This window comes from Loigolactobacillus rennini DSM 20253 (genome assembly GCF_001436505.1).
In the GTDB taxonomy this organism is placed as follows: Bacteria; Bacillota; Bacilli; order Lactobacillales; family Lactobacillaceae; genus Loigolactobacillus; species Loigolactobacillus rennini.
The window spans coordinates 25,878-43,975 of record NZ_AYYI01000044.1 but is presented as its reverse complement, the minus strand read 5'-3'; the positions used below and the strand labels follow the sequence as shown (position 1 = coordinate 43,975).

General features: G+C 39.2%; 16 protein-coding genes and 1 pseudogene. 12 read left to right on the top strand and 5 right to left on the bottom strand.

Translation table 11 applies throughout. The features are described from left to right. The first annotated feature begins 127 nt into the window (after positions 1 to 127). Both FC24_RS07175 and FC24_RS07170 read left to right on the top strand, forming a co-directional pair. A complete protein-coding gene (locus FC24_RS07175) occupies positions 128 to 1,486 on the top strand; it encodes a uracil-xanthine permease family protein (protein WP_057874211.1) in 1,359 nt (452 codons plus the stop codon). Between the two features lie 27 nt (positions 1,487 to 1,513). Further along, positions 1,514 to 2,869: an 8-oxoguanine deaminase gene (locus FC24_RS07170; protein ID WP_057874210.1), complete on the top strand. Its 1,356-nt coding sequence runs from the start codon at positions 1,514 to 1,516 to the stop codon at positions 2,867 to 2,869. Positions 2,870 to 3,011: 142 nt separating this feature from the next. Here the strand turns inward: FC24_RS07170 and FC24_RS07165 are convergent, their stop codons facing one another. Further along, a complete protein-coding gene (locus tag FC24_RS07165) occupies positions 3,012 to 3,725 on the bottom strand; it encodes a glucosamine-6-phosphate deaminase (protein ID WP_057874209.1) in 714 nt (237 codons plus the stop codon). Between the two features lie 437 nt (positions 3,726 to 4,162). Between FC24_RS07165 and croR the strand changes: the two genes are divergently transcribed. From croR to FC24_RS07135, 6 genes are all read left to right on the top strand, one after another. Beyond that, a complete protein-coding gene (gene croR / locus FC24_RS07160) occupies positions 4,163 to 4,852 on the top strand; it encodes a response regulator transcription factor CroR (protein WP_057874208.1) in 690 nt (229 codons plus the stop codon). A gap of 26 nt (positions 4,853 to 4,878) precedes the next feature. Next, a complete protein-coding gene (locus tag FC24_RS07155; protein ID WP_057874207.1) occupies positions 4,879 to 6,045 on the top strand; it encodes a sensor histidine kinase in 1,167 nt (388 codons plus the stop codon). 10 nt (positions 6,046 to 6,055) lie between these two features. Continuing rightward, a complete protein-coding gene (locus tag FC24_RS07150; protein WP_057874206.1) occupies positions 6,056 to 7,318 on the top strand; it encodes a serine hydrolase in 1,263 nt (420 codons plus the stop codon). 146 nt (positions 7,319 to 7,464) lie between these two features. Continuing rightward, complete coding sequence (locus tag FC24_RS07145; protein ID WP_057874205.1) at positions 7,465 to 9,012, top strand: UDP-N-acetylmuramoyl-L-alanyl-D-glutamate--2,6-diaminopimelate ligase; 1,548 nt, start codon at positions 7,465 to 7,467, stop codon at positions 9,010 to 9,012. Position 9,013: 1 nt separating this feature from the next. Beyond that, positions 9,014 to 10,276: a carboxylate--amine ligase gene (locus FC24_RS07140; RefSeq protein ID WP_057874204.1), complete on the top strand. Its 1,263-nt coding sequence runs from the start codon at positions 9,014 to 9,016 to the stop codon at positions 10,274 to 10,276. After that, positions 10,276 to 10,995, top strand: coding sequence for an amino acid racemase (locus FC24_RS07135; RefSeq protein ID WP_057874203.1), 720 nt, complete (start codon positions 10,276 to 10,278; stop codon positions 10,993 to 10,995). The genes FC24_RS07140 and FC24_RS07135 overlap by 1 nt, the downstream gene beginning before the upstream one ends. Before the next feature lie 193 nt (positions 10,996 to 11,188). On the opposite strand, the gene FC24_RS07130 is transcribed toward FC24_RS07135, so the two are convergent. Then, positions 11,189 to 12,391: an SAM-dependent methyltransferase gene (locus tag FC24_RS07130; protein ID WP_057874202.1), complete on the bottom strand. Its 1,203-nt coding sequence runs from the start codon at positions 12,389 to 12,391 to the stop codon at positions 11,189 to 11,191. A gap of 190 nt (positions 12,392 to 12,581) precedes the next feature. Between FC24_RS07130 and FC24_RS07125 the strand changes: the two genes are divergently transcribed. Together FC24_RS07125 and FC24_RS11485 are read left to right on the top strand one after the other, a co-directional pair. After that, positions 12,582 to 13,877, top strand: a complete 1,296-nt coding sequence (locus tag FC24_RS07125; protein WP_235807340.1) for a pyrimidine-nucleoside phosphorylase — start codon at positions 12,582 to 12,584, stop codon at positions 13,875 to 13,877. A 97-nt stretch (positions 13,878 to 13,974) separates the two neighbouring features. After that, entirely contained in the window at positions 13,975 to 14,145 is a 171-nt protein-coding gene (locus FC24_RS11485) for a hypothetical protein (protein WP_157059096.1), read from the top strand. 63 nt (positions 14,146 to 14,208) lie between these two features. On the opposite strand, the pseudogene FC24_RS07120 reads toward FC24_RS11485, so the two are convergent. The 3 genes and pseudogenes from FC24_RS07120 to FC24_RS07110 all read right to left on the bottom strand — a co-directional run bounded on the left by FC24_RS07120 (position 14,209) and on the right by FC24_RS07110 (position 16,601). After that, positions 14,209 to 15,661 (bottom strand): annotated as a pseudogene (locus FC24_RS07120) (PTS galactitol transporter subunit IIC). Between the two features lie 116 nt (positions 15,662 to 15,777). Further along, on the bottom strand, positions 15,778 to 16,083 hold the full coding sequence (locus tag FC24_RS07115) for a PTS sugar transporter subunit IIB (RefSeq protein ID WP_057874201.1): 306 nt from the start codon (positions 16,081 to 16,083) through the stop codon (positions 15,778 to 15,780). A 23-nt stretch (positions 16,084 to 16,106) separates the two neighbouring features. Further along, on the bottom strand, positions 16,107 to 16,601 hold the full coding sequence (locus FC24_RS07110) for a PTS sugar transporter subunit IIA (RefSeq protein WP_057874200.1): 495 nt from the start codon (positions 16,599 to 16,601) through the stop codon (positions 16,107 to 16,109). Positions 16,602 to 16,822: 221 nt separating this feature from the next. Between FC24_RS07110 and FC24_RS07105 the strand changes: the two genes are divergently transcribed. After that, entirely contained in the window at positions 16,823 to 17,587 is a 765-nt protein-coding gene (locus FC24_RS07105) for a DeoR/GlpR family DNA-binding transcription regulator (RefSeq protein WP_057874199.1), read from the top strand. Between the two features lie 14 nt (positions 17,588 to 17,601). After that, on the top strand, positions 17,602 to 18,030 hold the full coding sequence (gene lacA, locus FC24_RS07100) for a galactose-6-phosphate isomerase subunit LacA (RefSeq protein ID WP_057874198.1): 429 nt from the start codon (positions 17,602 to 17,604) through the stop codon (positions 18,028 to 18,030). The last annotated feature ends 68 nt before the right edge of the window (positions 18,031 to 18,098 follow it).

Sequence of the window (18,098 nt, the reverse complement as noted above, 5' to 3'; positions counted from 1 at the left end):
TTTTGCGTAATCTGCGTTACTAAATTTGTTCAAGTTATTTCTTGCAATCTGCCAAAGTATAAAAATAATATTGAAGCTAACTAGTTGATTGTCAGTTAGGTCAAGTGCAAAGAAATGGAGAAGTCTTATGAAATCTACAAATCAAAAGGAAAAAACGACTATCACAGATGAGGACATGCTTTACCAACTAGATGGACGACCTAAATTCTCAATTGCTTTTCCGCTAGGATTGCAACACGTTTTAGCCATGTTTGCGGGTAACTTAGCGCCAATGTTAATTATTGCGACAATTGCAAAGGCGAGTCCGCATGACACGGTTGTCATGATTCAAGCTGGCATGCTAATTTCTGGTTTGGCGACTTTTTTGCAGTTATACCCAATTAAAATTGGTCGTTTACAGATTGGTTCAGGACTACCGATTGTTATGGGGACCAGCTTTGCCTTTGTGCCAACTGCTTCTGCAGCAGCACTGGCTGGTGGGATCCCAGCCGTTTTGGGCGGTTCCTTAATTGGTAGTTTAGGTGAAGGAATCATTGGTTTATTTTATAAGCACCTTAAACGTTTCTTCACCCCATTAGTAATTGGCAGTACGTTAATTGCAATTGGTATCAATTTGTTAGGCGTTGGTCGTGATTATTTTGCGGGCGGTGCTGGTGCAAAAGATTATGGCTCATGGCAAAATTTAACCATCGCTTTTTCCACCTTTTTAATTGTTATTTTATTGCAGCGTTTGGGTAAAGGTGTGGTTAAAACCGCGGCATTATTATTCGGTCTCATTATTGGCTACTTCATTGCGTTAGCCTTTGGCAAGGTTGATTTAAGTGCTGTTGGCAGTGCTTCTTGGGCTACGGTGCCACTACCACTTCATTTTATGCCGACGTTTAACTTAAAAACTGCCATTAGCTTTTTAATTATTTACATCACAGTCTCCATGGAAACAATTGGCAATACATCTGGGATCACTGTTGCCGTTTTTGATCGTGAAGCGACAGAAAAGGAGACCTCTGGTTCAGTTTTGGCTGACGCGATCGGCTGTGCGGTTGCTTCTTTGTTCGGTGCAATGCCGAATACGGCTTTTGGTCAAAACGTAGGAATTGTATCAATGACTAAAGTGATCAATAAATGGTGTATCAGTTTAGGTGCAATTGTGTTAGTAGTCTGTGGTTTCTTACCTAAATTAGGTTCTGTTTTTGCTTCGATTCCAGAACCAGTTTTAGGTGGTGCTTTGATTTCTGTTTTTGCGATGATTATGATTAATGGGGTTAAAATGTTAGCACAGGCAGGCTTCAATGGGCGTAACACCATGGTATTAGGGATTACGTTTGCACTGGGGATTGGTTTAGCTGGCCATGCAGACGCCATTGCTGGTTTACCAACTTGGCTGCGGTTTATTTTTGAAGATAGTATTGCTGCAACTACATTAGTCGGAATTATTGCGAATTTAATTTTCCCAGATTCTAAAAAAGTAACAGCAGCAGCTAATTAAGCAATGCATTTTTAAGGAGGTGTAACTTTGCCAACTTTATTGCTCAAAAACGCAAAGGCAGTGATCACTTGCGATGATCAGGACCGGGTATTAAAACAGGTCAATTTGCTGATTAAAAATGGTGTGATTGCTTATATTGGACCTGAAGCAAAACAGGCTGATCAAACCATAGATGCCAGTCATCATTTAGTTTATCCAGGACTCGTCAACGCTCATCACCATTTATACCAAATATTTACACGTAATTTACCTGAAGTTCAAAACATGGAATTATTTGATTGGCTAAAAACGCTTTATGGTATGTGGCAAAATCTAGATCAAGAAGTGATGTATGACAGTGCTGTAACTGGATTAGGTGAGCTATTAAAAAGTGGCTGTACCACTGCTTTTGACCACCACTATGTTTTTCCCAAAAAAGCAGAGACAGGTTTATTAGAAGCTGAGTTTGATGCGGCTGAACAATTGGGGATTCGCTTGCATGCGGCTCGTGGTAGTATGAGCTTAAGCGAGAAGGATGGTGGTTTGCCACCGGATAGTGTAGTCCAAGATGTTACGACAATTTTAAAGGATTCTGAACGGTTAATTCAACAATTTCATGATCCTAGCCAGTTTTCAATGCGACAAATTGTTTTGGCACCGTGCTCGCCATTCAGTGTCTCTGGGACATTGATGCGCGAAACAGCCGATTTAGCTAGAAGCTATCACGTGCGGCTACACACACATTTAGCTGAAACTAAGGATGAAGAAACATTTGTTCAAACTCACTTTGGCATGCGGCCCTTAGCATATATGGCAACATTGGGGTGGACTGGTCCCGATGTCTGGTATGCACATGGCATTCACTTTAATCAAGAAGAACTCGCTCATCTTGCAAAAACGCAAACTGGGGTTGCTCACTGCCCAATTTCGAATATGAAATTAGCTTCTGGCATCTGTCAAGTTGCACAGATGCTTAAATTGGGAATTCCAGTTGGGTTGGGGGTTGATGGTAGCGCCAGTAATGATGCTTCTAACTTGCTAGAAGACTTACGAGTTGGCTTTTTGTTGCAACGATTGAAATATAGTAATCAGGCACCTACAGGTTACCAATTTTTGAAAATGGCAACGCGTGGTAGTGCAAAACTATTAGGGAGATCAGATCTGGGATCGTTGTCAGTTGGTAAGGCAGGGGATCTCTTTATGTTAGATACGCGTGATTTAGCTTTGGTTGGTACGTTGCAAGATCCTAAAGCATTGCTAGGGACAGTAGGGTTTCCTGGGCCAGTTGCTTATACCATTGTGAATGGTAAAGTAGTGGTTAAAGAAGGCAAGCTCGTGAATTTAGACGAAGCGGCATTTACGACAAAGGCTAACCGTCTGCAGCAACAATTTATTGGCTATTAGCCATTTAATTTTAGGATTAATCTATTATTGAATATTAAAATGCGCACCAAGCGATAATTATTTGTTAGTGGCTAGTCCACAAGTAACAACATAATAATGTCGCAGGTACGCATTTTTGAACTTTTATAAAATAATGTGTGGCTTAATATTGTTTATCTAATTTGGCTGCAGCCGCTTGATCGATAATGATCGTCACGTTGTGTTTCTTTTGTAAAATGCTAGCCGGGCAATCTTCAGTAACTGGGCCTTCAATCATGGCCTTGACAGCATCGGCTTTTTCTTTACCCCAGGCCATTAAAATAATGTGATGTGATTTCATAATTGAACCAATTCCCATTGAATAGGCATATTTAGGTACGTCTGTTTCATGAGCAAAGTTACGAGAATTTGCTTCAATAGTAGATTCAGTTAACGCCACTTTACGGGTCTGGCCATCAAATGGAGAACCAGGTTCATTGAATCCAATATGGCCGTTGCGACCGAGACCTAAGATTTGTAGATCAATTGGATTGTCAGCAATGATTTTATTGTAGCGTGCAACCTCAGTGGCAGCATCTTTTGCCAACCCATTAGGAACATAACTTTTAGAAAATGGTTTTGCGTCAAAGAGATGCTTAGCCATGAAATAATGGTAACTTTGGTCATTTTCAGGTGCTAAACCAACGTATTCATCTAAGTTAACTGACACCATTTTTGTGAAATCAACGTCACTGTTAACTAAATTTTTATATAGTCCTTCTGGTGTGCTACCAGTTGCTAGGCCTAAAACTTTTGCACCGTTTTTAACTGCTTTTAGTACTAGTTCAGTTGCTTTTTGACTGCCTTCAACTGAGTCTTTAACAATCGTTACCTTCATCATATTAGCCCCTTTTTTAAAAAGATTGCGTTTTATTGGTATAGTCCAATTATAAAACGAATTGTCAATTAGTCAAGCGATAACCATTAAGTTTTTATATAATTATCGTGTACTATTTATTTAAGCAATAAAATTTGTTTTTCCAATTAGCAACCGGCACAGCAAGGATTTTTGTTCAGTTAATGTTATGGCTGATAATTAATTTGCTGAAAATTGATCGGTTTTTCTTACGATTTTCTAGGGAATTTAAAGAAAAATCAAGTTTATTTTGCTACACTAAGAACAGTTGACCTGTGTTAGCCTGCAATAACATTGTTACAGGTTATTGTGAGCATTGAGAAGTTGCTAGTATTCAGTATTTGTTTTAAAATCGGCAACAATTTCGGGTTATATCTCGTAAGGAGCCATTTACCTAAATAATTAGTGGAGGTAGACTGATGAAAATTTTAGTCGTTGATGACGATAAGGATATTGTTGAACTATTGAGCATTTACATTCAAAACGAAGGTTATGAAGCGATTAAAGCTTACGATGGAAAAGAAGCAATCACAAAATTAGCGACTAATCCTGATATAGCTTTAATGATTTTAGACATAATGATGCCTAACATGGATGGGATGGAAGTCGTTCGTGAAGTGCGAAAAGATTCTCAGATTCCGATTTTAATGTTATCGGCAAAAACAGCAGATATGGATAAAATCCAAGGGCTGATCAGTGGTGCGGACGATTATGTGGCTAAACCGTTTAATCCATTAGAAGTAATGGCACGCGTTAAGTCACTATTACGTCGTAGTCAGCAGCAAGTTACCGATGATACGCCCGATGTCTTAGAAGTTGGACCGTTAGAAATTAAAAAAGACTCACATGAAGTAACCACCATTGCGGGTCAACAAATTCAACTAACGGCATTGGAATTTGGCATTTTATACTTATTGGCCAGCCATCCTAATCGGGTTTTTTCCGCAGATGAAATTTTTGAGCGAGTTTGGCGCCAAGAAAGTATTGTGTCGGCAAAAACTGTCATGGTTCATGTTAGTCATTTACGTGACAAGATTGAAGAAGCCACCGATGGCGAAAAGGTGATTCAAACAGTTTGGGGTGTCGGCTACAAAGTTGAGTCACATTAGGATTGCTAATGGAGGCGGAAACTAAATTGAAATTAACCGGTCGTGAAAAAAGCGCCTTGTTTATTGAAGGCGTTGTGACTGTGATTTTATTATTATTATTAAATTTATCAGTAATTGTAATTGCTAATCAAGCCATTCAAAATAATCAAGCGCTAAATGACGGGATTTTTCAAATTAAAAATGCGATTACCATTGGACCTGGCGATTTTCATTTAATGAGTTGGCAGAATGTCTTCACCTTTTTCATGCTGGTATTTGATGCTGCAGTGGTTTATTGGCGGCTGATCCGGCGTTATCACCAAATGCAGTTAAGCCATGTCATTGCAGAACTTCATTATATCGCCGATGGACATTTTGAGCATCGGATTCCGTTTAAATTAAGTGGCGATCTCCAACGGGTGATTTTAAGTATCAATGCGTTAGTTGATTCAACGGTACAATCGATGAATGAAGAACGTAAAATCGAAAACTCAAAGGATGAGTTGATTACCAATGTCAGCCACGATATTCGGACACCGTTAACATCGATTATTGGCTATTTAGGCTTAATTGAAGATCATCAATTTAAAGAGCATAAACAAGTGTTACAGTACGCCCACATTGCCTTTGAAAAAGCTCGGCAAATGCAGAGTTTAGTGGAAGATTTATTTGAGTACACTAAAGTGCGGCAAACGACAACACCGCTCACAATTACAAAATTAGATATGGGACAAATGTTAGAGCAGGTTGCAGCAAGCTTTGAACTAGAGGCCAAGAAAAAACAGATGCAAATTAGTGTTACTTACCGGCCTGATCCGTTAATGATGACTGCAGATGCCGAAAAGCTCAGCCGTGTATTTAATAATTTAATCGGTAATGCGTTAAAATATGGCGCTGGCGGGCATCACATTTATTTATCTGCTATTGCCCATGGCCAAGAGGTGATTATTAAAGTCGCCAATGATGGTAAGCCAATTCCTAAATCAGCATTAAATCAACTGTTTGAGCGCTTTTACCGGGTTGAAGAATCACGTTCTAAAGCAACTGGCGGCACCGGGCTAGGTTTAGCAATCGCGCAAAGTATTGTCGCTTTGCATGGTGGAGAAATTTACGCCACGTCGGAACAAAAATTAACTAGTTTCATTATTCGCTTGCCTAAAAAGCATGGGACAAAGTTAGTTAAGCACCATTCACCACAGCAATTAGCAGAATAAGAGGAGTTTTATGTTTAAAAAAATTGTTATCCAGTTAACGTTGATTATCAGTTTAGTGTTTGGTACTTTAGGGCAAGTTCCAGCTTTAGCTGCGGATACGATTGACGCTAAAGCTGGTTTAGTGGTTGATGCACAAAGTGGTCAAATTTTATTTGATCAAGCAAGTGATAAAGTTTTGCCCATTGGCTCGATGACAAAATTATTGACGGTATACATGACGTTAAAGGCTGTTAAACAGGGTAAGATCAATTGGGATACTCAAGTGCCAGTAACCAATTTGGCTTATGAGCTCACTAAAGATACAGAATTAACTAATGTTCCTTTAAAAAAGGATGGGCATTATACAGTACGTGATTTATACCATGCCGCTTTAATTCAATCGGCAAATTCAGCAGCCATGTTATTAGGTGATGCTTTTGCAGGGTCACAAACCGCTGCTGTTGATCAAATGCGGCAACAATTAAAGTCGTGGGGGATTAAACATGCAGAAATTGTCAATACTAGTGGCTTGAATAATAGTTATTTAGATGGACAGATTTACCCGGGTTCGAAGGAAAATGACGAAAATAAGCTTTCTGCACAAGATATGGCTATTGTTGCGCAACATCTACTTAAGGCATTTCCTAATGTGTTAAAGACCACTAAAAAAAGTAGTTTGCCCTTTGCTAGCGGTACAAGTACGGCGACAACGTTAAAAACTTGGAATTTTATGCTTCCTGGGGAGGCCGCAGCGGACGCAAAGCTGCCTGTTGATGGACTGAAAACTGGGACCACTGAACTAGCTGGAGCTTGTTTTACTGGTACTGTTAAAAAGCACGGTCGGCGAATCATTAGTGTGGTCATGCACGCTAATCAGGGCGATACTGATGAAAAAGCGCGTTTTACTGAAACAGCTAAAATGATGAATCAAGTTTATGAACGACAAAATTATCATCAAGTTGCTAAGGGGAGTTTGCCAGGTAAAAGGGACCAATTAGCTGTAAAATATGGTACGCAGCGCCGCGTTAAAGTTGGTTTAGCTAAAGCAGTTGGCGTCTGGTTACCTAAAGCTCAAACAGGGCCGAAACTTAATTATCATTTATATGCGAACGCCTCATTAGCTGCACCAGTCAAAGCAGGAACTAAAGTGGGGTACGCTAAATTAAAGTTACCAGACACTGTACACTATTTGCCGGGGCAGCAACCTAAAAAAACGACAATAAAGACGCAAGCTGCAGTGACTAAATTAAGCGGTTTTGATCTATTTAAGGCACAGTTAAGTAGTCTATTTTAACCTTAAACTTAACTGGTGGCGGAGACCGTTTTTCTTGGTTTAGTAACAAAACGATTGTGCTATAATTAAAAGGCAATTTCAGAAATTAGCGTTATTTTAGGCACATGAATTTATTAATTATCAATGAGAAAGAGGCAGTTGATCATATGCAATTACAATTTGCTGAAATCATTAACTTACTTAATGAACATCATTTATTGATTAAAACCATATTACCCCCAACCGTTCCACCACAAGTGAGTGCAATTGCGTATGATTCGCGTAAAAGTACTACCGCTTCGCTATTTTTCTGCAAAGGTGCGTTTAAACCAGCCTATTTAACGGCGGCACAAAAAAAAGGTGCACGAGCTTATATGGCTGAGAGTGAAATTGCGGTTGGTACTGGTATGGCTGCTTTTATTGTCCGGAACATTCAAAAGGCGATGGCGCTGATCAGTGCGGCTTTTTATGGTTTTCCCCAAAACCAGTTATTTATCATCGCTTATACAGGAACTAAAGGTAAGACAACGTCGAGTTATTTTACTCATCAAGTTTTAAAGCAGGCGACAAGTAATCAGACTGCTTTATTTTCGACGATTGATCGGATTGTAGGACCAAAACCGCAACAGGAATTTAAATCACATTTAACAACACCGGAATCACTAGATTTATTTCATGATATGCGGGTTGCAGTTGATTCTGGTATGACGCATCTAGTGATGGAAGTATCCTCGCAAGCTTACAAAAAAAATCGGGTTTATGGTCTAAAATTTGATGTCGGTGTTTTTTTAAATATTACACCAGATCATATCGGGCCAAATGAGCATCCAAATTTCGCAGATTATTTACATTGTAAATCTCAGTTGTTAGTTAATTCCCGGATTTGTGTCATTAATGCACAAACCAAACATCTAAATGAAATCTATCAAGTTGCGCATGGTACCAGTCAACCACAAGATATTTATTTATTTGCACGGCGCGATTTTCAACCGACAGCACCGATTCCAACCATTGACTTTCGCTATCAAAGTCAAGAAGCAGATTTAACGGCTAGTCGATTCATGTTGTATTCACGGACCGATAAGGCCCGCCAATTGGCTATTGATGGTCAATATCAGTTGCAACTCCCAGGCACGTTTAATGAAAGCAACGCGGTAGCAGCGGCACTGACAGCTGGTTTAGGTGGTGCTAAAAAGGATGAAATAAAAGCTGGGTTAGCAAAGGCATGGGTGCCTGGTCGGATGGAATCTTTAAAAACTGAGCAACACGGTACTTTATACGTTGATTATGCTCATAATTATGCCAGCATGAAGGCCTTATTAAGTTTTTTAGAAGGTCAACAGCCGCATGCAAAGGTAATTGTTGTTGTAGGAAGTCCAGGTAATAAAGGTGTTTCAAGGCGAGCTGGTTTTGGCAAAGCACTAACGCAATATGCTGATCAAGCTTTTTTAACGGCAGATGATCCTGGTTTTGAAAGCCCATTAAAGATTGCGCAAGAAATTGACGCACACATTGATCATGATAAAGTGGCCGTGACTATCGAAATTGACCGTAAAAAGGCGATTCAGGCTGCAATTGCAAGTGCTGGGCCAAATGATATTGTTGTTTTAGCTGGTAAAGGCGATGATGCCTTTCAAAAAATCAAGGGCGTTGATACGCCTTATCCGACAGATATGGTAATTGCAAAAGAAATAGTGAGAGGGTTGCAAGCATAATATGGAGAAAGAAGTAAATTTTATCCCGGTACTTTTGGGAAGCGATATTAATGTTTATGGTATGGCACGGGCATTTTATGAGCGGTATGGGGTAAAGTCCACAGCTTATGCAAGTGTTCAATTTGCACCAACTAAATATAGTAAAATTGTCGACGTCGAAACTTTTCCTGGTTTCAATGAAGATCCAGGCTTCATTGAAAATATGACTAAAATTGCTAAGCGCTATAAAAATTTGAATAAAAAAGCAATCTTAATTGCCTGTGGTGATGGATACGTTGAATTAGTATCCAAGCATAAATCATTTTTACAAAAAACTTTTGTCGTGCCTTATATTGATTATACATTAGTGCAAAAATTAATTAGTAAAGAAGCTTTTTATAAAATTGCGGATCAATATCAGCTGCCACACCCAGCAACTAAAATTATTACTAAAGCAGATTACCAAAATGGTGTGGCTAACATTGAGGTGCCGTATGACTTTCCAGTGGCACTAAAGCCTTCAGATGCGGTGGAATGGTTAGAAATTAAATTTGCTGGCCGTAAAAAAGCCTTTCGGATTAAAAGCCGGGCAGAATTTGATGACATTGTGGCTAAGATCTATGATAATGGCTACACGGCGGATTTGATTCTACAAGATTTCATTCCTGGCGACGATAGCAATATGCGGACGTTGAATTGCTATGTTGACCAGCATCATCAGGTTAAATTGATGTGTTTAGGCCACCCACTATTAGAAGATCCAACACCAGCTGATATCGGCAATTATGTCGCAATTTTGCCAGAATATAATCAAAAAGTTTACCAGCAAATTCAACATTTCTTAGAAGCCATCCATTATACAGGTTATTGCAATTTTGATATGAAATATGATCGGCGCGACAAAACCTTTAAATTATTTGAAATCAATTTGCGGCAAGGACGCAGTAGCTTTTTTGTCACTTTAAATGGTTATAATTTAGCTCAATATCCTGTGGAAGATTATATTACCGGTACTTTAAAGGACAAACCGACTGTTTATGGTAATCAAGATCCCAAGCGGCATCAATTATGGCTTGGGGTACCAGTAAAGGTCTTTAAAACTTATGCCCAGAATAATGCAGATAAAAAACGTGCGTTAGAGTTATTAGCTGCAAAACGCTTTGGCACAACAGTTTTCTTTAAGCAAGACTTTAACCTTAAACGTTATGCTTTACAAAAATATGCGTTTTACCTTTACAATGGCCGGTTCAAATCTTATTTCAAAGAAAATAAGGGGGACATGTAATGCGACACTTCTTTTCCATTCTAGGTGGTATGGGTACCATGGCCACTGAAAGTTTTATTCGAATTTTAAACCAACGAACACCTGCCAAACGTGATCAAGATTACTTAAATTACATTTTGGTTAACCATGCGACGGTTCCGGACCGGACAAGCTATTTGCTAGATCACAGTCAACCTAATTTTTTACCTGATTTATTGGCAGACGTTAAACAGCAAAATTTGCTTAAACCAGATTTTATGGTAATGGTTTGTAATACAGCACATTATTTTTATGATCAGTTGGCAGCAGCTAGTGATGTTCCGTTTTTAAACATGCCACAAGAAACGGTTAAGTCATTAAAGCAACATTATCCACGGGCTAAGCGGGTTGGACTTGCGGCAACTGAGGGAACAATTTCTAGTGGTGTTTATCAGCAATACATTTACCAAGCCGGTCTTGATGAAGTTGATCCCACTCCAGCCATTCAAGAAAAAATCAATCGGTTGATTTATAAGTCGATTAAAGAAGAACGGGGTGCTGTCGATGCACCGCTTTATCATGAAATATTGGCAGATATGATGCAACAGCTTAAAGTGGATGTGATTATTTTAGGTTGCACAGAGCTATCGCTTGCGCAGGAGTTAGCACCTAACCATCAATATCCGGTGGCAGATTCACAATCGATTATGGCAGAACGTACCTTAGCATTAGCCACAAAATACCAGAAAAATAAGGCTTAGTGTAGGGCGTTTGTTGCTAAATAGCAAGTCAAAATTCACTGTGTCAACAAGAAGATATTAATGTGAGAATTGAGTGGTGGCATACTGTCAATCAGTTGCTTTTAATTAATAGACAAAAACGCGAGGTAATTCATTTGTGAATTACCTCGTGTTTTTTAGCTCTACAGCCGTATTTTTACTTAATCGTTAATGACTAAGCTTTATCGTTGAGTTCTTTTTCGTAAATATAATCCCGGGTCATCGGCAAGTACTTTGCAGAGGCACCTTTAGAAATTAAATATTGCATCACATCAATGTTGCCGGATTCGAATGAAGCTGCGGCAGCCTGTAGATAAAGATCCCACATCCGGATAAAACGTTCGTCCTGTAATTTTGCGACCTTTTCACGTTGCTGGTTAAAGTTTTTATCCCAAATTTCAAGTGTGTGCTGGTAGTGACGCCGTAAAGGTTCAACGTCGGCAACTTGTAGTCCAGAATCGATGATGTGCTGTAAGTTTTCTACTAAACCAGGTACATAGCCACCAGGGAAAATGTACTTAGTCAGCCAAGCATTAGTAGCGCCACCTTGCTGCCGGGTAATGCCATGAATAAGCGCAACACCGTCATCTTTTAAGTATTTAGCAACTGTATTAAAATATAAAGCTAAGTTTTCTTTACCAACGTGCTCGAACATTCCCACAGATGTGGCGTAATCAAATGGTTCATGTTTTAACTCACGGTAATCAGTCAATTGGATATCGGCGACGTCTTCTAAATGGCGCTCCGAAATTTGTTGTTTTACATAATCATATTGTTCTTGACTTAACGTAATGCCGGTTACTTTAAGGCCATATTCTTCGGCTGCAGTTAACATCAAAGTTCCCCAGCCACAACCAATATCAAGTAATGTACGACCAGCTTGTGGATCGAGCTTATGAATAATGTGATGCACTTTATTCATCTGTGCTTGTTCTAGTGTATCATCAGGGGATTTGAAGTAAGCGCAAGAATAAGTCATGGTGGCATCTAGCCATAATTGGTAAAAATCATTGCCGACATCATAATGGCTTTGTACATCTTGTTTGCTGTGTTTTTCATTGTGTGATTGCTTAGGCAAGAAGCGGATGTATTTGTTATTACGCATAAAACTGTCTGCATTCTCATAAGCAGATGTCAGTAACTTTTGAATGCTGTTGGGTGCACCAGTCACTTCAATTTTACCATCCATGTAAGCTTCACCAAGTGCTAATGACGCATTGTTTAAGATAGCTTTCATCGGAATCTCATCATTCATGGTAATAGTGATTTCCGGTTCGCCATCACCATAGACAGCACTTTTACCATCCCAATAGTTTACTTTAACTGGGATGTTGAATGAATGGCTAAAAAGTGTTTTATAAAATGTTTTTTCAAGCATTGAAACTAATCCTTCCTCTCGTAACAAAACTGCTCACTCATGATATTCGACATAAGTATATATGCTAGTATACGCTTATTTTTGAATACTGATAAGTAAGGAGCGGAAATTATTGGTTGAAAATGTTATACTGCAAACAGGATAACATGCGGCTATAAATTTGTTAATGGTAGGTTAGAAAGGAAGGATCATGTCATTGCAGTTAATTGATTTAATTAATAAACGGCGCCGCGCTGAAAAGTTAACCACAGCAGAAATTAAATTCATCACCAAAGCAATGGTGACTAAAAAAATGTCTGTAGCGCAAATTGGTGCTTTTTTGGATACGTTTAATGATCATGAAATGTCTAGTACCACAGAATTAACGGATTTAACCATGGCACTGGCTTATTCAGGCGGTATTTATGATTTAAGCCAGTTGCCAGGAGTTAAAGTCGCTTGTCTATCAACTGGTGGCTTAGGAGATAAAACAGCTTTAGTTGTGCTTCCGCTGGTTGCAAGTTTAGGCATTCCGATTTTTCAAATGATGGCGCCGTTAAAACAATCAACAACCTTATTGAAGAAATTGGCAGCGGTGCCGGAATTAAAAATTAATTTATCGGCAAATGAATTTGTTACAACATTGCAGCAAGTAGGGCTGGTAGCAGCTACTCCTGTCAGTGAACTGGCACCTTTACAGCAACAATTAACTAAGTTGGAAGTAGAAACTGGTACAGCAACTTTATCTGCATTGATGACTAGTCGGCTGTTAAGTTTACCTATTGCTGCAGGCGCAGATGCATTGGTTTTAGATATCAAGACTGGAAATCACGGTTTGAATTTAAATCAGGCGCGGCAATTAGCGCAGCAGGTAGTGACTGTAGGATCAGAGGTCGGCCGGCGAACATTAGCTGTGATTTCGGATTTAAATCAACCGGTTGGCGCAGCGATTGGTGCCAGTTGGGAAATTCGCGAAGTAGTGGAAACACTGCAGGGACATGGACCTGCTGATTTACGTGAATTGGCACTTTCTTTAGGCGCCCAGCTAGCTTTATTAGGTGGCTATCAAGGTACTGCTGCTGACGCGCGCACACAGCTAACGGCAAGCTTGGAAAATGGGCAAGCTTTAGCTAAGTTTAAGGATTGGCTCACAGCACAAAAGGCTAATCTGGATTTTATTAGCAAACCAGAGTTATTACCTGCTGCGCCTAATAAAACCATGGTGCGTGCACCGCAAACAGGCTACATTGCCGCTTGGGATATGGCCCAGCTAGCTCAGTTGCAACAACAATTAGGAAGTACTGCTGGCGTTGGTTTCATTTTGGATAAGAAAATTGGCGCACCTGTAAAAGCAGGGGAAAATCTGATGACAATCTATAGTGATCAAACTGATGCCCAAGCTGCAGCTAAATTGGCCCAACAAGCACCAGTTATTGCAGCAGAGGCACCTGAGACACATTTGTTGTATGATGTTATTGATAGTAATGATGTACCGACTGCTGAGTAATTATCGTGACTATTCGTTTATAAATTTCAACTTGTATTAGAAGTGTGTAGAATAGTGTATATTCAGTAGTTTCCCATTAATACCATTGGAGGTAAGTATGACACCGCGAAGAAAGAATTTATTATTTTGGGCAGTGATTGTGATTATTGCCCACATTGTGCGGGCCATTTTTGACAATTGGTTTTTCACCATTATTGCATTGTTAATTACGGTTTACGCCTTATTTAAAGTCTTAAAATTTGATGGCTCATTACGTTATCGTAAGTGAGTGATACTGAGAAACAAAAAAGCGACTGGAATTTTCCAGTCGTTTTTTTGTTTCTTAAATTTCTTATTTAGCAGCTTCTGCACCGTGATCAGGAATTAATTTAGCATCATCTGCAACTTCTTTACCATCATCAGAGTACTTCTGATTCCGTTTCTTCATTTCATGACGGTACCAGAAGAATAATGCTAAGTAAGCAGCAATTGCAAGTACAGCATACAACAACATCATCATATCGCCTTTAGAAGCTTTACCAATGATAATTGCCATAAATTGTTCCAACGGTCCTTCTTTAGTTGACGCAGCGATTTGCGCACCTTTAGCTAAACCAGTTGGTAATGCACCGATTGATTTGGCAGTGCTTGTGATGAATGGTGCGGACAACGTACCAGCCCAAAGGAAAATTGGTAATTCAATTGCACCGATAACGATCATCCGGATAATCCGGCCACGTGTGACAACTAATAATGCTGGTGTAACCCCCATGGCGATGATACCGCCTAAAGGTAAAATCTTGTTACCTGGCAAAACTAATGATTCTAACAACATAATTGGTGCTAAAACGTTAGCAGCAGCCCAAATTTCGGCACGGCCGGCAATAAATGGCCAGTCAAGTCCGACATTTAATTTACGACCACCTAAACGTTTGTTAGCAAAGTCTGTAACCCCTTGTGATAATGGTTCTACGGCTGCGATGAACCATGAACCGATTAAAGAGAATAACTCCAAGCAGACTGCAGCAGTAAAGGATAATGTAAAGATTGATTTAATATCTTGTTGTGCCAAAATCCCAATAAAGATACCTAAGTACATCCCAATTGCGAAACGGCTACCCCAGAAACCAATTTTACGGTTTAAGGTTGCAGCATCGAAGTCGAATTTGTCTAACCAAGGGAAAATCTTATCGAACAACTTATCGAATACCATAATGACAGGGTTCATCATGTAGTTTAGATGCGTTGTTGTCATTGGATTATCCCAGTTGTCTAGTAAATCGTTAAAGGTTGGTTTCATGACATCAGAGTTCAAAATCTTTAAAACTCCGATAAAGACAACTAATAAAGTCGCAACAAATAAGTTAGCACCGAAGAAGATAGCCATCAGGCCGGTGAAAGACATGTGCCAAATATCAAAGATATCTACATCTAGGGTGTTTGTCTTATTCCAGAATAACATGACTAAGTTAACAATAATCATAATGGCTAGAAAGAATAAGGTATAAGGCGAACCCCATGTGATGGTTGCAAGTGGTGCCCAACCAACATCGGTAACAGTTAACGATGTTGGTTGATTTAACGAAAGCATTTAATGCGGATTGATATTGTGTGGTTAGCAAATTAATAATGTCACTAATCGCAGTCAATGCAATCGCTAGTTTAATACCACCTTCGAGGGCACGGGAAAATTTAACCCCGATAGCCCAAGCAATTAATGTTAAGACAATTAACATAATTGGCGGCGCACCCAAGTCAATGATCGGTTTAAAGATCAGATTGGCGAAATGAATGATGGTTTGCATGAAGTTTTCACTCCTTTATATTTTTTGAACTGGAAGCAATATTTTCCAGTCCATATGTAAGCGGAATAAATGTCAGTATGATGTCGACAAATATTCCGCCATTTCATTTTAAAGCCTTAGCTAAGGCCTTTTTCTTTAATAATCTTTTCGACTGCATCGTAAACTGGCTTTGCCATTGCAGGCATCCGGTAAAGGATTGGGCCAGCATCAACAACTGGAATGCTAGGTTCAAAGCCTAAATCAGTTTTAGCAATTGGTGTGAAGATATCATAATTCTTTAACATATCTTCGTTGATGTCTTTGACCATTACAGCGTCAGCTTTAACCTCGTAACCACGGTTGCCCATTTCTTTTTCCAATGCGTCCTTGATTTGATGACTGGAGTTAACTCCGGCACCACATGCAGCTAAAATTTTAATCATAAAAATTCCCTCCTATAGGATGTTTATTTATTAAAGTTACTATTCAAAAATTGATAAACAGCGTTAGTATCTTTGCTCTTAAAGAAAGCTAACAATTGGTTATGATTAGTTGTGGTTAAAAAGTCCATAATTTGTGCTAGCACATTGGCTTGACCTTCAGGATCATTATTTAAAATCATAAATAAGAAGGAAACCGGAAATTTTTGACTAGGGTCAATCATATTACCAAAATCAATTGGCGTCAGTAACTTAATAGGGACAATCTTGCGAACATTGACAAACTCGCCTTCTGTATGCGGGATGGCAATGTTAGGGTAGTCTGCACTAACGACAGACATATCAACACCGGTTGGGTAATCCTTTTCGCGCTGCATGAGATTATCTAAGAAGGCTGGCTTAACAAAATCACGTGCTAATAATTTAGCTGCAATTTCTGAAAATAGCTCATCTTGGCTAGTTGCGCTGGAAATATAAACCGCTTCCGGGCTGAACAACGAATCTTGCGTTGTACTTGTCATATTCATAAACCACCTCACGTTACAAAATGTTTGTTTTTGTTTCATTCGCTAACAATTCCTATTATAGGCAATCGCTTTCAAATGTCAACCGCTAATTTAGGCATTTTTTATTTATTACAAAATGAGCTATTTATATTGACATGCAACCGTTACCGGGCTAAAATACGATTTGTAGAGCAAAGTGAACTAAATGAAACAAAAACGAACATGAGGTGGTGAGCGTGCTAAAAAAAGAACGGTTAATGACTATCAGTCAACTAACGGATCAAAAGGGTATCGTTACAGTTAGAGAAATTGTGAGGCGGCTTGCCGTTTCAAATATGACGGTTCGCCGTGATTTGGATGAGTTAGCAAAGGAAAATCGCTTGATCCGGATTCATGGTGGTGCACAAAGTTTACATTATGTGAAGGATAAGGAATTATCCCGCAGTGAAAAGCAGCAGTTACATGTTGCTGAAAAACAACAAATTGCCCGCATTGTGGCAGCTAAGATTCAAAATAATGAGACCATTTTTTTAGGGCCAGGTACAACTAACGAATTGGTTGCAACCCATTTAAATGTGGCAAATGTTCGAATCGTCACTAACAGCTTACCGGTTTTTGAATCTTTTGAAGCCCATCATCATAATTATGATTTATGTTTGGTTGGTGGGACTTACCGGCCACATAGCGGTGCATTTATTGGAAGCTTAACCAATGAATTCTTGGCAAAGCTGCGCATGAGTAAAGCTTTCGTTAGTGTAAATGGTGTGTTAAACAATCAAGCGACTAATGCTTCGCCAGAAGAAGGACAGACGCAAAGGATTGCTTTACAAAATTCACATGAAACCTACATTGTTGCAGATCATTACAAGTTAAACTTTGAAGATTTCTACAATTTTTACCAACTAGATATGGTAACCGGTTTAATTACTGATCCAGCCGTCACCGATCGTGATCGGCGGCACTATCAAATGTATACCAATGTTATTACAAATTATAAATAAAGGGGATCTCATTCATGAAAGTTGTTTTAGGTGCAGACAAAGACGGCTTTGCATTAAAAGAAAAAGTAAAGTCTTATTTACAAAAGCATGATTATGATGTGATTGATGTTACGCCAGAACCAGCAGCAGATTTTGTTGATTCGTCCTTAGCTGTTACTGACCAAGTATTGAGTGGCAAAGCACATAAAGCAGTTATGTTCGATCGCTACGGTGTTGGCTCAATGATGGCCAGCAATAAAGTAAAGGGCATGGTTACTGCTAATGTAACTGAAGAAAATACTGCTCATATGACTGCAATGCATAATGGTGCTAAAGCAATTGCCTTAGGTTCAGGAATTATTGCAGAAGACTTAGCTTACAGTATTGTGCAACATTATCTGGACACTGAATATGCTGGCGGCCGGCACCAGATTCGTTTAGATATGCTGGAAAAAATGATTTAGTTGATGGCAATTTATAACAGTAAAGTTAAAGCGCATTATTTCATTACAATGAAGAAGGAGATCATGAG

Coding starts and splice junctions, on each gene's coding strand:
- FC24_RS07135 (WP_057874203.1), top strand. CDS start 10,276: ATGCGACACTTCTTTTCCATTCTAGGTGGTATGGGTACCATGGCCACT.
- FC24_RS07175 (WP_057874211.1), top strand. CDS start 128: ATGAAATCTACAAATCAAAAGGAAAAAACGACTATCACAGATGAGGAC.
- FC24_RS07140 (WP_057874204.1), top strand. CDS start 9,014: ATGGAGAAAGAAGTAAATTTTATCCCGGTACTTTTGGGAAGCGATATT.
- FC24_RS07115 (WP_057874201.1), bottom strand. CDS start 16,083: ATGATTAAAATTTTAGCTGCATGTGGTGCCGGAGTTAACTCCAGTCAT.
- FC24_RS07110 (WP_057874200.1), bottom strand. CDS start 16,601: ATGACAAGTACAACGCAAGATTCGTTGTTCAGCCCGGAAGCGGTTTAT.
- FC24_RS07130 (WP_057874202.1), bottom strand. CDS start 12,391: ATGCTTGAAAAAACATTTTATAAAACACTTTTTAGCCATTCATTCAAC.
- FC24_RS07150 (WP_057874206.1), top strand. CDS start 6,056: ATGTTTAAAAAAATTGTTATCCAGTTAACGTTGATTATCAGTTTAGTG.
- croR (WP_057874208.1), top strand. CDS start 4,163: ATGAAAATTTTAGTCGTTGATGACGATAAGGATATTGTTGAACTATTG.
- FC24_RS07125 (WP_235807340.1), top strand. CDS start 12,582: ATGTCATTGCAGTTAATTGATTTAATTAATAAACGGCGCCGCGCTGAA.
- FC24_RS11485 (WP_157059096.1), top strand. CDS start 13,975: ATGACACCGCGAAGAAAGAATTTATTATTTTGGGCAGTGATTGTGATT.
- lacA (WP_057874198.1), top strand. CDS start 17,602: ATGAAAGTTGTTTTAGGTGCAGACAAAGACGGCTTTGCATTAAAAGAA.
- FC24_RS07145 (WP_057874205.1), top strand. CDS start 7,465: ATGCAATTACAATTTGCTGAAATCATTAACTTACTTAATGAACATCAT.
- FC24_RS07165 (WP_057874209.1), bottom strand. CDS start 3,725: ATGAAGGTAACGATTGTTAAAGACTCAGTTGAAGGCAGTCAAAAAGCA.